Origin of the sequence: Halopseudomonas yangmingensis (genome assembly GCF_900114825.1) — a bacterium.
Lineage (GTDB): Bacteria > Pseudomonadota > Gammaproteobacteria > Pseudomonadales > Pseudomonadaceae > Halopseudomonas > Halopseudomonas yangmingensis.
Genome location: NZ_FOUI01000001.1, coordinates 107,106 through 120,409, shown reverse-complemented (window position 1 = coordinate 120,409; position 13,304 = coordinate 107,106). Strand labels below are relative to the sequence as shown.

13 protein-coding genes and 2 pseudogenes are annotated in these 13,304 nt (G+C 60.5%); 5 read left to right on the top strand and 10 right to left on the bottom strand.

The genetic code is table 11. From position 1 onward, the window contains the following. Positions 1 to 27 precede the first annotated feature (27 nt). The 3 genes and pseudogenes from BMZ23_RS00605 to BMZ23_RS14765 form a co-directional block, all read right to left on the bottom strand. A pseudogene (locus tag BMZ23_RS00605) lies at positions 28 to 360 on the bottom strand (DUF1016 N-terminal domain-containing protein); the annotation flags it as partial. A gap of 153 nt (positions 361 to 513) precedes the next feature. After that, positions 514 to 1,539 carry a hypothetical protein gene (locus tag BMZ23_RS00600; RefSeq protein WP_093471306.1) on the bottom strand — a complete coding sequence of 342 codons (1,026 nt, stop codon included), beginning with the start codon at positions 1,537 to 1,539 and terminating at the stop codon, positions 514 to 516. A gap of 75 nt (positions 1,540 to 1,614) precedes the next feature. Continuing rightward, entirely contained in the window at positions 1,615 to 1,824 is a 210-nt protein-coding gene (locus tag BMZ23_RS14765) for a zinc ribbon domain-containing protein (protein ID WP_143069535.1), read from the bottom strand. A gap of 80 nt (positions 1,825 to 1,904) precedes the next feature. Between BMZ23_RS14765 and BMZ23_RS00595 the strand changes: the two genes are divergently transcribed. The 3 genes from BMZ23_RS00595 (at position 1,905) to BMZ23_RS00585 (ending at position 3,628) form a co-directional block, all read left to right on the top strand. Then, positions 1,905 to 2,930, top strand: coding sequence for a helix-turn-helix transcriptional regulator (locus BMZ23_RS00595; RefSeq protein ID WP_093471304.1), 1,026 nt, complete (start codon positions 1,905 to 1,907; stop codon positions 2,928 to 2,930). A 120-nt stretch (positions 2,931 to 3,050) separates the two neighbouring features. Then, on the top strand, positions 3,051 to 3,302 hold the full coding sequence (locus BMZ23_RS00590; protein WP_093471301.1) for a type II toxin-antitoxin system ParD family antitoxin: 252 nt from the start codon (positions 3,051 to 3,053) through the stop codon (positions 3,300 to 3,302). Next, positions 3,299 to 3,628, top strand: coding sequence for a type II toxin-antitoxin system RelE/ParE family toxin (locus BMZ23_RS00585; RefSeq protein WP_093471298.1), 330 nt, complete (start codon positions 3,299 to 3,301; stop codon positions 3,626 to 3,628). The genes BMZ23_RS00590 and BMZ23_RS00585 overlap by 4 nt, the downstream gene beginning before the upstream one ends. Before the next feature lie 29 nt (positions 3,629 to 3,657). Here the strand turns inward: BMZ23_RS00585 and ispH (BMZ23_RS00580) are convergent. After that, a pseudogene (gene ispH / locus BMZ23_RS00580) lies at positions 3,658 to 3,840 on the bottom strand (4-hydroxy-3-methylbut-2-enyl diphosphate reductase); the annotation flags it as partial. 65 nt (positions 3,841 to 3,905) lie between these two features. Between ispH (BMZ23_RS00580) and BMZ23_RS00575 the strand changes: the two are divergent. Together BMZ23_RS00575 and BMZ23_RS00570 are read left to right on the top strand one after the other, a co-directional pair. Beyond that, entirely contained in the window at positions 3,906 to 5,972 is a 2,067-nt protein-coding gene (locus tag BMZ23_RS00575) for an AAA family ATPase (protein WP_093471292.1), read from the top strand. Next, complete coding sequence (locus BMZ23_RS00570) at positions 5,969 to 6,622, top strand: hypothetical protein (RefSeq protein ID WP_093471290.1); 654 nt, start codon at positions 5,969 to 5,971, stop codon at positions 6,620 to 6,622. The genes BMZ23_RS00575 and BMZ23_RS00570 overlap by 4 nt, the downstream gene beginning before the upstream one ends. A gap of 94 nt (positions 6,623 to 6,716) precedes the next feature. On the opposite strand, the gene BMZ23_RS00565 is transcribed toward BMZ23_RS00570, so the two are convergent. The 6 genes from BMZ23_RS00565 to ribF all read right to left on the bottom strand — a co-directional run bounded on the left by BMZ23_RS00565 (position 6,717) and on the right by ribF (position 13,231). Beyond that, complete coding sequence (locus BMZ23_RS00565; RefSeq protein ID WP_093471288.1) at positions 6,717 to 7,469, bottom strand: LEM-3-like GIY-YIG domain-containing protein; 753 nt, start codon at positions 7,467 to 7,469, stop codon at positions 6,717 to 6,719. 75 nt (positions 7,470 to 7,544) lie between these two features. Then, positions 7,545 to 8,492: a 4-hydroxy-3-methylbut-2-enyl diphosphate reductase gene (gene ispH, locus BMZ23_RS00560; RefSeq protein WP_093471285.1), complete on the bottom strand. Its 948-nt coding sequence runs from the start codon at positions 8,490 to 8,492 to the stop codon at positions 7,545 to 7,547. Between the two features lie 49 nt (positions 8,493 to 8,541). Next, positions 8,542 to 8,973 (bottom strand): FKBP-type peptidyl-prolyl cis-trans isomerase, encoded by a 432-nt coding sequence (gene fkpB / locus BMZ23_RS00555; protein WP_093471282.1) that lies wholly within the window; start codon positions 8,971 to 8,973, stop codon positions 8,542 to 8,544. Continuing rightward, a complete protein-coding gene (lspA, locus tag BMZ23_RS00550) occupies positions 8,966 to 9,463 on the bottom strand; it encodes a signal peptidase II (RefSeq protein WP_093471279.1) in 498 nt (165 codons plus the stop codon). Before lspA ends, fkpB begins: the two co-directional genes overlap by 8 nt. Next, entirely contained in the window at positions 9,456 to 12,281 is a 2,826-nt protein-coding gene (gene ileS / locus BMZ23_RS00545) for an isoleucine--tRNA ligase (protein ID WP_093471276.1), read from the bottom strand. Before ileS ends, lspA begins: the two co-directional genes overlap by 8 nt. Continuing rightward, positions 12,278 to 13,231: a bifunctional riboflavin kinase/FAD synthetase gene (ribF, locus tag BMZ23_RS00540; RefSeq protein WP_093471273.1), complete on the bottom strand. Its 954-nt coding sequence runs from the start codon at positions 13,229 to 13,231 to the stop codon at positions 12,278 to 12,280. The genes ileS and ribF overlap by 4 nt, the downstream gene beginning before the upstream one ends. Positions 13,232 to 13,304 lie beyond the last annotated feature (73 nt).

The following is a 13,304-nucleotide window of genomic DNA, read 5'->3' as shown; positions in this document are numbered from 1 at the left end:
ATTTTTCCAGCAAGCAAGAGTGGTTCAAAGGGTGCGGTAGTGAGTCCAGCTCAATTCGGTACGCACTGCGTTCCAAATTGGATACTGCTGATAAAACGCCCGCATATAGCGTAGATTACGCGCATCCAAACCCTTGCCAAACTCCGCAGTCAGCCGCGCTGAAAGCTGCTCCAGCTGTTGCTTTCCGTACTCTGCCCTCGCTTGACCCTGTTGTTCCTGCTCGACAATCAGCCGGCCAATGTGCCAGTAGGTCTGTACGACTTGCTGGTTCACTGCCTGCCTGACCTGTTGCCGGGCGCTGACTATTACTGCGGCGATGGACTGATACAAGCCGCCGGGGATCAGTTCTTTATCGGTCATGCTGTGCTTCCTGTCTGATGAAGGGTTTGAGCACAGTAATCAGCTCTATGCCAGAGCTTCCCTGATGTACAACGGTCAGCCTTGATGTGACGTTGCTCAAAATATCAAGAGCCCATATCCGGTTAAAGCCGGAAATATCAACCCGCGACATGATCATGGGTTCCAGCCAGTGCTTGTAACCATCCGCAACCCCGCCGCATCACAAAACACCCCAACCATGCGCTCCTGCAGACAGGTCTTGTCACCCTGCTGCAATGCCAGTTCATCCAGTTGCATGACCAGTGCCGGCAGTTGCTCCGGCTGAATACGGGTGGCTGCCGCTTTGCCGATCTCGGCCAGCAGCGCCAGTTGGCGAGCCCTGTTGCTGGCCGAAGTCTCGTCAGACAGCAGCGACTCCAGTGCATCCGCGACGCCAGGCCAGTCAGCGTTGCTCGCCAGCGAATCAGTACTCGGCTCCCCGGACGGGAACAGCCGGGTGATTGCTGGCACAGCCTGGCTGGTTGAGTCTCCCCGCCCCCAGCCAAGAAAGATCAGCGCCACGGCGGCATATTGATTGGCAGCTGGCCAGGCGGCTATCTGCTGCACACCTGCAGCAGGCAGGGCCGCGCGCGCCCGTTGCAACCGCCGATCAGCAAACCACTGCTTCAAGTCCAGAATGCGATCAGGTATTTGCAGCAGCAGGCGCCAGCAAATGCTGCCCAAGGCCATCAACCATTGCAGCAGTAGCAGGAGCATTCCCAACAATGCTGCTGTCATGGTCACCAGCAGGCTGACCAGCATAAATGCCAGATGGGCATTGGCCGCCTTGCGGCCACGCACCTGAACGCCGAACAGCTTGGCGGATGAGCGACCGGGCTTGACCCAGTTAAAGGTGCCCAGCTGGTTTTTGCTGGAGAAGGTAAAACCGGACTTGGACATGTTCAGCTTTGTCGGCCCGTTTCCATAGCGGCCACGCAACACCAGCCGGCCATTCTGCAGCGCCATCTGGGTGTTTCTGCCTAGGCTTCGCGACACCCGCACACCGTGCCGGCTATTGGCCGTCAGATTGAGTCCGGCAGCCTTGGTCTGGGCACGCAACGAGACTCCACCGGTACGGCTGACCCGTAGGTGCCTGCCTCGGTGCTCGATACGGACCTGCTTACCATCCCTGTCCTGCTTGCCAAGGTTGAACCAACCCATGCTGCTGCTCCCTGAAAACCCTGAGTGCCGGAAAACCATCTGGCGGCGCACACTGAATGCCCGCTGCTTGCCACCCTAGCCCAACAGCAACCAGAGAAAAACAAAAGGCGCAAAGGCAACAGCCAAAACCAGCCAAAGGCCAAACGGATTTGACTGCACGGGCGATTCTGCCCGTGCTTCAAGCCCTGACTTGCCGAATCTGTCCATCGCCACGCCACAACCCGGACAGGAAACCGCCTGATCAGTGATCCGCCGTCCACAATTCGTGCAATCAATCAGCGCCATGCTGGTTCCCTCTGCTGTGCTCTGACAAGATAATCCCCGCATGCGACAAAGCAGGTCGCACCCTTGAAGCGGAGTCTTCCATGAGCCAACGCCCTACCCTTTTCCGCCATCTGGCGATTCTGCAGATGCTGCCCCGTGCACCGCACAGCCTGAGCACCACCACGATTCAGCTGCGTCTTGAAGAGCAGGGCTACAACCTGACGCCGCGCTCACTGCAACGTGATCTGGAAAAGCTGGCCGAGCAGTTTCCGCTGATCTGCAACAAGGATGAGAAGCCCTACAAGTGGAGTTATATGCGCCACTACAGCAGTGACTTGCCGGCGATGGACACAGTGACCGCGCTGACGCTGGTGATGGCCGAAGAGGCTGTGCGCGGGTTATTGCCAAAGGTGGCGATGGACAAGATCAGCTATCGGTTCGAGACGGCCCGCAAGCATCTGGAAAGCATGCAGACCAACGGCTTTGCCAAGTGGAGCCAGCGCGTACGGGCAATCCCTAATGGCAAATCACTGATACCGGCAGAGATTGATCCGGCGATCTGGGAACAGCTCACCGATGCCCTGCTCAACAATTACGCCCTGGATGTCGAGTACCTGAGCCGCTTAAAGGGCGAACTGAAAAGCTACACCCTGCACCCGCTCGGCCTGGTCACCCGCGATAGCAGCTCGTACCTGCTGGCTACTGCCAATGACTACGACGATATCCGTCAGTTCGCCCTGCACCGATTCCGCAGTGCCCGCCCAAGCGCACAGCCTTACCGGGCACAGCCGGAGTTCAATGTTCAGGGCTATATCGACCAGGGTGCCTTTGGTTTTCCGTTGCAGAAGGAGCCGGTCAAGTTGCAGGCACGCATCACCTCGACAGTGGCCTGGCTGCTGGCAGAAACCCCGCTCTGTGCAGATCAGCGCCTGTCGGAGCCGGATGCCGAAGGCTGGGTGTTGCTGGAAGGCAGTGTGCCCAATGACCAGCAAACGCTGTGGTGGATCATGGGGTTCGGGGCCAGCATTGATGTGCTGCAGCCTGTCAGCTGGCGTGAGCATATCCACGGACAAGCCAGGGCATTGCTTGGCATGGCTGCGCTGGAGCCCATGTCTGGAATCAATTGATCAGTGGCAGAACGACCTGAAAAGCCATCCGATGAAAGGCTTGAGCAGAGTAATTAGCTCTATGCTAGAGCTTCCCTGATGTAGCTTGCCAAATTTTGCCAACGCGCCTAGGCTTTCCGCATGAGCACAATGAATATTTCACTTCCCGACACCCTCAAGTCCTTTGTGGACGAGCAGGTCAACAAACGCGGCTACGGCACGAGCAGCGAGTACGTGCGTGAATTGATCCGCAAGGATCAGGATCGCCAGCAACTGCGTAGCCTGCTGTTGGCCGGCGCCGCTACGGCACCGGCGTCAACCGCTGACGCCAGCTATTTCGAAGCACTGCGGGAGCGGGTGCGCAACACCACCAATGGCACTTCAAAAGCGTGACATGCAAACCTGTTGTCCCGCGTGAGCAGGCCAATCAGGATGTCGACAGCGTCATAGATTATTACCTTAGAGAAGCCAACAAGACCGTTGCGCTCGGGTTTATCGATGCACTGGAACGCGCTTACGCGCAGATTGGCAGACACCCCACCGCCGGCTCACCTCGCTATGCCCACGAACTGAATCTGCCCGGACTGCGCGCCTGTCCTGTGGATCGCTATCCCTACCTGGTGTTCTACATCGAAGGCGCCGACCACATCGACGTCTGGCGTGTACTGCACAGCCTGCGGGATATCCCGGCATGGCTGCAGGAGCCTGACGGGACGTAACTCTGTTGATCTGATTCCCCTGAACGTACTCAATCGACCTGCGTCACCCGCAGCTCACGCGGTACGCTGAACACGATGTTTTCTTCCTGCCCGGCCAGCTCCTCGACGCTATCGGCGCCCCAGGCTTGCCGCTGGCTGATGACTTCACACACCAGCACATCGGGGGCTGAGGCGCCGGCGGTGACGCCGATACGCTGCACGCCATCCAGCCACTCGCGACGCATTACGTCGCACCCCAGCCGTATCCTGAACCTGTCATCGCACCCAAGGAGTCATCATGGCCATACCGCGAGCAACAGCCAGCCAGGGGCGTCGGGGAAGATCCCGCCCACTTCCTTCCAGTCCGGATTTATCCCAGGCCGCGCAGTGGGCACTGAGGGCGCTGATCGAGGGCAAGGGCTACCGAGCCATGGCGGCGCACCCATTGGGTCCGGATGCGAGCATTCTGGAACTGCTGGGCATGAGCCCCCTGGATGATGAAGCGATCAAACCGCAGCTGCTGCTGCGGCAACTGCTGGAAACCCGCGACGAACTTGCCAGCCAGCCCGCAAACCATCCCTTTGTGCTGGAAGACAACCTGGCTACGCTTGAGCATCTGCTAGGGCTGAGCCCTGTGGAATGCGACGTGCTGGCACTCATGGTGTATCGGGACCTGATCCCCGGCATGCGGGATGTCTTCAACCTGACCGAGGATAGCCAGGGCATACACGCCTTTGCGGCGCTGATCGCCTTCATGCTGGAGCGTCCAGAGGCTCAGCTGCGTGAAGTCTTTTCCAGCCAAAGCCGGCTGATTGGGTCTGGCCTGATGGTTCCGCCATCAAGCTATCGCAATGGCCCCCTTGAGTTAGCGACGGGGCTGGCGGATGTGCTGTTCCACCACGCTGATGCGGCAACCGTCATGCAGCGCCAGTACAGCGACCATGATCGCCCGCTACATCATGAGCTGGATGACTTTGCTCACCTGGCCAACGTGCGCAACACCCTGACTGGCTTTTTGCAGGGAGCTCTGGAGGAAAACCTGCCTGGCGTGAATATCCTGATCCATGGTCGGCCAGGCACAGGCAAAACCCAGCTTGCGCGTGCGCTGGCCAATCTGCTCCAGGTAACCCTGCATGAAATCCGCAGTGCGGATAATCGCGGATTGCCTGTGCCCGCCACTGAGCGCTTCAGCTCGTATCGCTACTGTCAGAGCCTGCTCGCCCGGGACACGTCGTCCCTGCTGCTTTTCGATGAATGTGACGACGTCCTCTGTGGCAGCGAAAGCGCCGGCCAGAAGGCCTGGATCAATAACATCCTTGAGGAAAACCCGCGCCCAATCCTGTGGTTGTGCAACGATCCGTGCTGGTTTGAATCTGCGTTTATCCGCCGTTTCGACCTGATTATCGAAATGCCCGCACTCAGTCTGGAACAACGAACTGAAATGGCCAGACAGGCCTTTGCCGGTCAGCCGGTCACCGAACGCTGGTTGCAAAAACTGGGCGAGCCATCTGACCTGCAGGCGGCACACCTGGCAACGGCCGCTCGAGTGGTAAGGGCGATGAACTGCACCGATGCGGAGACTGCCGAATCGGCGGCAGAACAAGTGCTTGAGGGGCTGGGCTCGGCACTGGGGCTGACGCTAAGCCCGACTTGCGTCGAGGGTTCGTCATCGGAGATTCCGTTTGATCCCGCCCTGGCCAACGCAGACCAGAATCTGGGGCGTGTGCTCAGGGCGCTGGGCAGGAGCCGCACCGGTCGCCTCTGTCTGTTCGGGCCACCAGGCACCGGCAAGAGCCAGTTTGCCCGTCACCTCGCCGAAGAGCTGAAGGTGCCACTGATCGAACGCCGTGCCTCTGATCTGCTCAGTGCCTATGTTGGAATAACCGAACGCAATATTGCCGCCACATTCCAGGAGGCCAGTAAATGTCGCGGGGTTCTGCTGATCGACGAAGCCGATGGGATGCTCTATTCCCGTGACCACAGCCGACACCAGTGGGAGGTCAGTCAGGTCAATGAGCTGTTGCAGCAGATGGAGCGCTATCAGGGCATTCTGATCATGACCACCAACCGTACACGACTGATTGATCAGGCCGCACTGCGGCGCTTCGACCTGAAGATCCGCTTCGACTACCTGACCCCGGAACAGTCCTGCCAATTCTTTCAGCGGGTGATCGGCAAGCCCGCATTGCGCCTGGAAGGTGAGTTTCTGCGCCGCTCGCTGCGGGATATGCAACTGACTCCGGGGGATTTCAGCACAGTGGTAAGACGCTTCAGGGCCCTTGATGAGCCGGTTAATGAAATTGGGCTACTGCAGGGCCTGCGACAGGAGTTTGCCATGCGAATTGAACACGGGAGCAAGCAATGAGCAACCTGCCTCCAGAAACTGACTACCTGGCGGGTGCCACGGAACTGACAGGAATTTGTGTTGTTATCCGCAACTGCCGGGATGGGAGTCAGCGGGTAATGCGCTACGGCTACGGCGAGGAAAATGCATCCGAGTGCGCAAGGTATGACCTGCTGATTGCCATTGACGCGCCGGAACAGTTGCCCATTCCAGAAGATGCAATGCAGATATATCTGGACCCCGGCAGCAGCGCGCCCCGCAGTCTCCACGGGAAAGCCTGGCAGATACGCAACGCGCAAGACATGGATACGGCGAACTTTGACGCATGGGCGCAGGAGGTCGCAGGCCTGCTGGCACAGATGCTGGTGGAACAGGGTCTGGTTTGTGTAGACCTGACTGATATCGCTGTGATTTTAGGTATGGGCAAACAGCCTTTCAGCTGCACTCTCTGCGACTGGCAAGACCCGGCCGTATTACCGGAAGCAATGCTGGGCAACAGATTTAACCGCGGATTCTGGGTTATATCCGCACAGGAGAAGAACCTGAGAATAGAACTGATAGAAAGGGTCTACGATCTGATGGACCAGGTATTTTCCGAAGACGCCATACCGCTGATTGCCACCTGCCTGCAATCGGGTGGTGGCACCAGGCTTATGCTTGTGGGGGTGTGAGATACTGAGATACCCAAAAGCGGGGTGGCGTCTCTAGCAGAGAACGTTTTTTGCTCAGCGAAGGCTCGTTAGGGACGTCTCCTGGAATAAATTGTTATGCGCCCTGCAGATAGGTATAGCCGTTCTGTACTGCGGGAATCGGCAGACCATCTCCACCAACAAGGAGGCGCCCAACCAAAGCATGCCCATCAATCTTTTGGCCTACGAACTCCCACTTATCCCGTCTTTCACTCTCATACTTTCTCGTTGAAAACGTGCTGCCTGCAGGAAACCAGCCTGCGATTGAATAAGCGCGGATCACAACACCATCAACGACACCTAGTGCGATTCGATATGAAAGATTTTCCCGGTTACTCTCTGAGACCTGGTACCAAAACTGCCTAACGCTGTCATATATCTCTTGCTCTGACTGTGTTGGCGTATAAGTATTTTTGATAAAGAAGACCATGCAGGGCTCATCAATTTCAGTAACCACAACCGGCTTGGCGCCGTGAAGTCGCTCTACAACTTCCGCAGGCATACGGCCACGATCTACCCCATGACCTCTAACCGAATTGGTCAAATTCTCCAGTCCGAAAGCATCAATCAGAGCAGCCTCTACGTCGAACGCGGCTGATTCCGTTTCCAGCCCATAGCGAAGCACCTCAACCGATGGCTCACATCCAGCGGCACGAATTTCACTAATGCGTTGGCTCTTCCTAGATTCCGTTGCAGCAGCCTTTAAGTGATCAAAGGCTCGGTTGTTTGCTGAGGCCTTACCGATGTAGAAAATCTTCTGATCTCTCGGATCAACCAACCCATAGACGTAGAAACGAAGATGCAGCCGTGTTTGTTGCGAAAATTTCATGAGTACACTCCAAGTCAAAGTGAATCGCCACTGGCCGGAAACTGCTCCTGAATTTCCGGCTGGTCCTGAACGAACTCAATCGACCTGCGTCACCCGCAGCTCACGCGGCACGCTGAACACGATGTTTTCTTCCTGCCCGGCCAATTCTTCGACGCTGTCGGCACCCCAGGCTTGCAGCTGGCTGATGACTTCCCGCACCAGCACATCGGGGGCTGAGGCACCGGCGGTGACGCCGATACGCTGCACGCCATCCAGCCATTCGCGGCGGATCTCGGCGGCTCCGTCAATCAGGTGCGCCGGGGTGCCCATGCGTTCGGCCAGCTCACGCAGGCGGTTGGAGTTGGAGCTGTTCGGGCTGCCTACCACCAGCAGCAGATCGCACTCGCTGGCCAGTTGCTTGACCGCATCTTGGCGGTTCTGCGTGGCGTAGCAGATGTCGTCCTTGCGTGGCCCGTGGATTGCCGGGAAACGCGCGCGCAGGGCATCGATGACCCGCGCGGTGTCGTCCATCGACAGGGTGGTCTGGGTGACGAAGGCCAGGTTCTGCGGGTCGCGCACCGCCAGCTCGGCGACATCCTGCTCGTCCTCGACCAGATAGATGCTGCCGCCATTGCCGGTATCGTACTGGCCCATGGTGCCCTCCACCTCCGGATGCCCGGCGTGGCCGATCAGGATGCACTCGCGGCCCTCACGGCTGTAGCGCGCCACTTCCAGATGCACCTTGGTGACCAGCGGGCAGGTGGCATCAAACACTTTCAAGCCGCGCTCGGCGGCCTGCTGGCGGACCGCCTGGGATACCCCGTGGGCACTGAAGATGACGATCACGTCATCCGGTACCTGGTCGACTTCCTCGACGAACACCGCACCGCGGCTGCGCAGGTCTTCGACCACGAACTTGTTGTGTACCACCTCATGGCGCACATAGATCGGCGGCCCGAATACCTCAAGCGCGCGGTTGACGATCTCGATGGCGCGGTCGACACCGGCACAGAAACCGCGGGGATTGGCCAGTTTGATCTGCATGACAGCCTCGCAGGAAAAAAGGGAAAAGCGGCTCGCTTGTAGCTTGTAGCTACTGTACCTCGAGTATCTCTACCTCAAAGGTCACTACCTTGCCAGCCAGCGGGTGGTTGAAGTCGATTTCCACGTTGGTGTCACTGACCGACTTGACCACACCCGGCAACTCGCCACCGGCGGCATCCTGGAAGATCACCATCAGACCTGGCTCGGGCTTCATCTCGCTGAAGCTGGAACGCGGCATATGCTGGATGTTCTGCGGGTTGCCCGGACCAAAGCCGCGCTCCGGCTCGATCTCAAAGCTGCGCCGGTCACCGGCCTTGAGGCCGAACAGGCTTTGCTCGAAGCCCGGCAGCAGGCTGCCGTCACCCACACGGAAACTCGCCGGCGGCTTGCCTGCGGTGCTGTCAACCAGCTCGCCACCCGGCAGCTTGAGACTGAAGTGCAGGGTAACCTGGCTGTCCTGACCAATACGCTTATCACTCATCGGACGCCCTCTTCGGCAGGAACATGTCGAGAATCAGCAGCGCCGCACCCACGGTGATGGCGCTGTCGGCAATGTTGAAGGCAGGAAAGAACCAGCTTTGCTGCCAGTGCACCAGTATGAAATCAACCACATGGCCATGCACCACGCGGTCGTACAGATTGCCCAGCGCGCCGCCCAGGATCAGCGCCAGGGCAATCGCCTCAATGCGCTTGTCGCGGCCCAGGCGCGCCAGCCAGACCAGCAGCATGACGCTTACCGCCACCGCAATGGCAATAAAGAACCAGCGCTGCCAGCCGCCGGAGTCGGCCAGAAAGCTGAAGGCCGCGCCGGTGTTATAGGCCAGGGTGAAGCTGAACAGCCCGTCGATCACCGGCACCTGCTGGTACAGCGTCAGGCTGGACTCGGCCAGCCACTTGGTCAGCAGGTCCAGGGCTATCACCAGCACTGACAGCCACAACCAGAACAGGCCGCTGCGGCGCAGCTCAGGCATGCCGGCGTACCTCGCCGCTGCCGGCCACGTTGTCCACGCAGCGGCCACAGACTTCCTCGTGCCCGGCATGGCTGCCGACATCCTCGCGGAAGTGCCAGCAACGCACGCACTTGCCATGCTCGCTCTTCAGCACCCGCAACTTCAGGCCGGCCAGCTCGGTGGCCACGGCATCACTGCCGGCCTGCTCGAGCGGTGCCACGGTGGCGTAGGAGGTAATCAGCACAAAGCGCAGCTCGTCGCCGAGGCGCGCCAGATCGGCGGCCAGCGCGGCATCGGCATACAGGGTCACTTCGGCCTGCAGGTTGCCGCCGATCACCTTGGCATTGCGCTGGTTCTCCAGTTCCTTGTTGACCGCGGTCTTGACCTCGATCACCCGCTGCCAGAAGTCCCGGCCCAGCGCCGCGTCTGCGGGCAATGCCTGCAGCCCGTCGTACCAGGTGTTCAGCATCACCGACTCGTTACGCTCACCCGGCAGGTACTGCCAGATTTCCTCGGCGGTGAATGCCAGGATCGGCGCAATCCAGCGCACCAGCGCCTCGGCGATGTGGTACATGGCGCTCTGGCAGGAACGCCGCGCCACGCTGTCGGCCTGGGTGGTGTACTGGCGGTCCTTGATGATGTCGAGGTAGAAGCCGCCCAGCTCCTGCACACAGAAGTTGTGCACCTTCTGGTAGACGTTCCAGAACTTGTAGCTGTCGTAGGCCTCGATGATTTCCTGCTGCAGTTGCAGGCTGTAATCCACTGCCCAGCGGTCCAGATCAAGCATCTGCTCGGCCGGCAGCAGGTCACGCACCGGGTCAAAGCCGTTCAGGTTGGAGAGCAGGAAGCGCGCGGTATTACGGATGCGCCGGTAGGCATCGGCGCTGCGCTGGAGGATCTGCTTGGATACCGCCATCTCGCCGGAATAGTCGGTGGCCGAGACCCACAGGCGCAGGATGTCGGCGCCCAGGCTGTCGTTGACTTCCTGCGGGGCAATCACGTTGCCCAGCGACTTGGACATCTTGCGGCCGTTCTCGTCGACCACAAAGCCGTGGGTCAGCAGGCCGCGATAGGGCGCATGGCCGTCAATCGCGCTGCCGGTCAGCAGGGATGAATGGAACCAGCCACGGTGCTGGTCCGAACCTTCCAGATAGAGGTCGGCACGCGGACCCTCGGCATGCCCCATCGGGTGCGAGCCGCGCATTACATGCCAGTGGGTGGTGCCGGAGTCGAACCAGACGTCCAGGGTGTCGCTGATCTTCTCGTAGTGCGCGGCTTCGGCACCGAGCAGTTCGCTGGCCTCCAGGTTGAACCAGGCGTCGATGCCGCCCTGCTCGACCCGCTGTGCCACCTGCTCGACCAGCTCGACGGTGCGCGGATGCAGCTCGCCGGTCTCGCGGTGCAGGAAGAACGGGATCGGCACACCCCAGTTGCGCTGGCGCGAGATGCACCAGTCGGGACGGCCGGCAATCATGTTGTGCAGGCGCTGCTGGCCCCAGGCCGGGACGAATTCGGTCTGCTCGATGGCCTTGAGTGCGCGCTGGCGCAGGCTGTCGCCATGGCCGACATCCACATCCATGCCGACAAACCACTGGGCGGTGGCGCGGTAGATCAGCGGCGTCTTGTGCCGCCAGCAGTGCATGTAGCTGTGCTGGATGGATTCATGCTTGAGCAGCGCGCCGACTTCGCGCAGCTTCTCGACGATCGCCGGGTTGGCCTTCCAGATAAACTGGCCGCCGAAGAACGGCAGGTCACTGGCATACACCCCGTTGCTCTGCACCGGGTTGAGAATCTCGTCATTGCTCATGCCGTGGGCCTTGCAGGAGCGGAAGTCGTCCTCGCCGTAGGCCGGTGCCGAGTGCACCACACCGGTACCGGCACCCAGCTCGACGTAGTCGGCCAGGTACACCGGCGACAGCCGCGCATAGAACGGATGACGGAAACGGATCAACTCCAGCGCTGCACCGGCGCAGCGGGCGATGATCTGGCCCTCAAGGCCATAGCGCTGCAGGCAGGCCTCGACCAGTTCCTCGGCCAGCACCAGCAGACGCTCGCCGGTATCCACCAGCGCGTAACTGAACTCCGGGTGCACATTGAGTGCCTGGTTGGCCGGGATGGTCCAGGGCGTGGTGGTCCAGATAACGATGGCCGCCGGCCTGGCCAGTGTTTCCAGGCCAAAGGCCGCGGCCAGCTTGTCGGCGTCCTCGATGGCAAAGGCCACGTCGATGGCGTCGGACTTCTTGTCCTGGTATTCGACTTCGGCTTCGGCCAGTGCCGAGCCACAGTCAAAGCACCAGTTGACCGGCTTCAGGCCCTTGAACACAAAACCCTGCTCGACCATCTTGCCCAGCGCACGGATCTCGCCGGCCTCGTTGGCATAGTTCATGGTCAGGTAGGGGTTGTCCCAGTCGCCCAGCACGCCCAGACGGATAAAGTCGGCCTTCTGCCCCTCGACCTGTTCGGCGGCATAGGCACGGCTCAGCTCGCGGGTCTTGCCCGGCTCCAGGTGCTTGCCGTGGGTTACCTCGATCTTGTGCTCAATCGGCAGGCCGTGGCAGTCCCAACCCGGTACATAGGGGGCGTCGAACCCGGACAGGGTTTTCGAGCGCACGATCATGTCCTTGATGATCTTGTTCACCGCATGGCCGATATGAATGCTGCCGTTGGCGTAGGGCGGGCCGTCATGCAGGATGAACGGCGGGCGGCCCTGACTGATCTGGCGAATGCGCTGGTACAGGCCATCCAGGCGCTTGAGGGTTTCCGGCTCGCGGGTCGGCAGGCCGGCCTTCATCGGGAAATCCGTGGCGGGCAGATTCAGAGTCGCTTTGTAGTCGGTCATCTCGGTCCAGGCTCTTGGTCGGATTGCAGGCCCCACTGGGCCCGGGCGGCGGCAAAATCAGCCTTGATCGCCGCCTGCAGCGCGTCCAGCGATTCGAATCGCTGTTCGTCACGCAGTTTTTCGTGGAATACCACCTTCAGCATGCGGCCATACAGATCGCCACTGAAATCAAACAGATGCACCTCCAGGTGCGGACGGCCATCGCCGGCCACGCTCGGGCGCATGCCGATGTTGGCCACGCCCAACAGACGCTGACCGGCCAGCTCGACACTCACCCGGTAGACCCCGCGCAGCGGCGCACTCAGGCGCTTGAGCTGGATATTGGCGGTCGGCGCACCCAGGGTGCGGCCCAGTTTCTGGCCATGCAACACACGGCCACAAATGCTGAACGGGCGGCCCAGCAGGCGCTCGGCCTGGGCAAAGTCGGCAGCATCCAGGGCTTCGCGGATGCGTGTGCTGCTAATCCGCTCGCCACTGTCGACGATGGTGTTGGCTGCCTCGACGGTAAAACCGTGACGTGCGCCGGCCTGCTTCAGGTAGGCGAAATCGCCGGTGCGGTCGCAGCCGAAGCGGAAATCATCGCCGACTTCCAGATGCCGCACACCGAGGCCGTCGATCAGCACCTGCTGCACGAACTGCTCGGCACTCAGCTCGCGCAGGCGCCGGTTGAAGGCCAGGCACAGCACCCGCTCGACCCCTTCGGCCTCCAGCAGCGCCAGCTTGTCGCGCAGCCGGCTGAGGCGTGGCGGTGCAGCCTGCGGGGCAAAGAACTCGCGCGGCTGCGGCTCGAAAATCACCACACACTCGGGCAGGCCAAGGCGCCGCGAGTGCGCGCGCAGGCGCCCCAGCAGCGTCTGGTGACCGGCATGTACGCCGTCGAAGTTGCCGATAGTCGCCACACAGCCCCGGTGCCGGGGCCGCAGATTATGTAGTCCGCGGACCAGTTCCATGATGCTCTTTGCGTGGAGGGTGAATTGAAACGCCGCAGTATACAGGCACGCGGCAACTGCAAGCTACACGCAG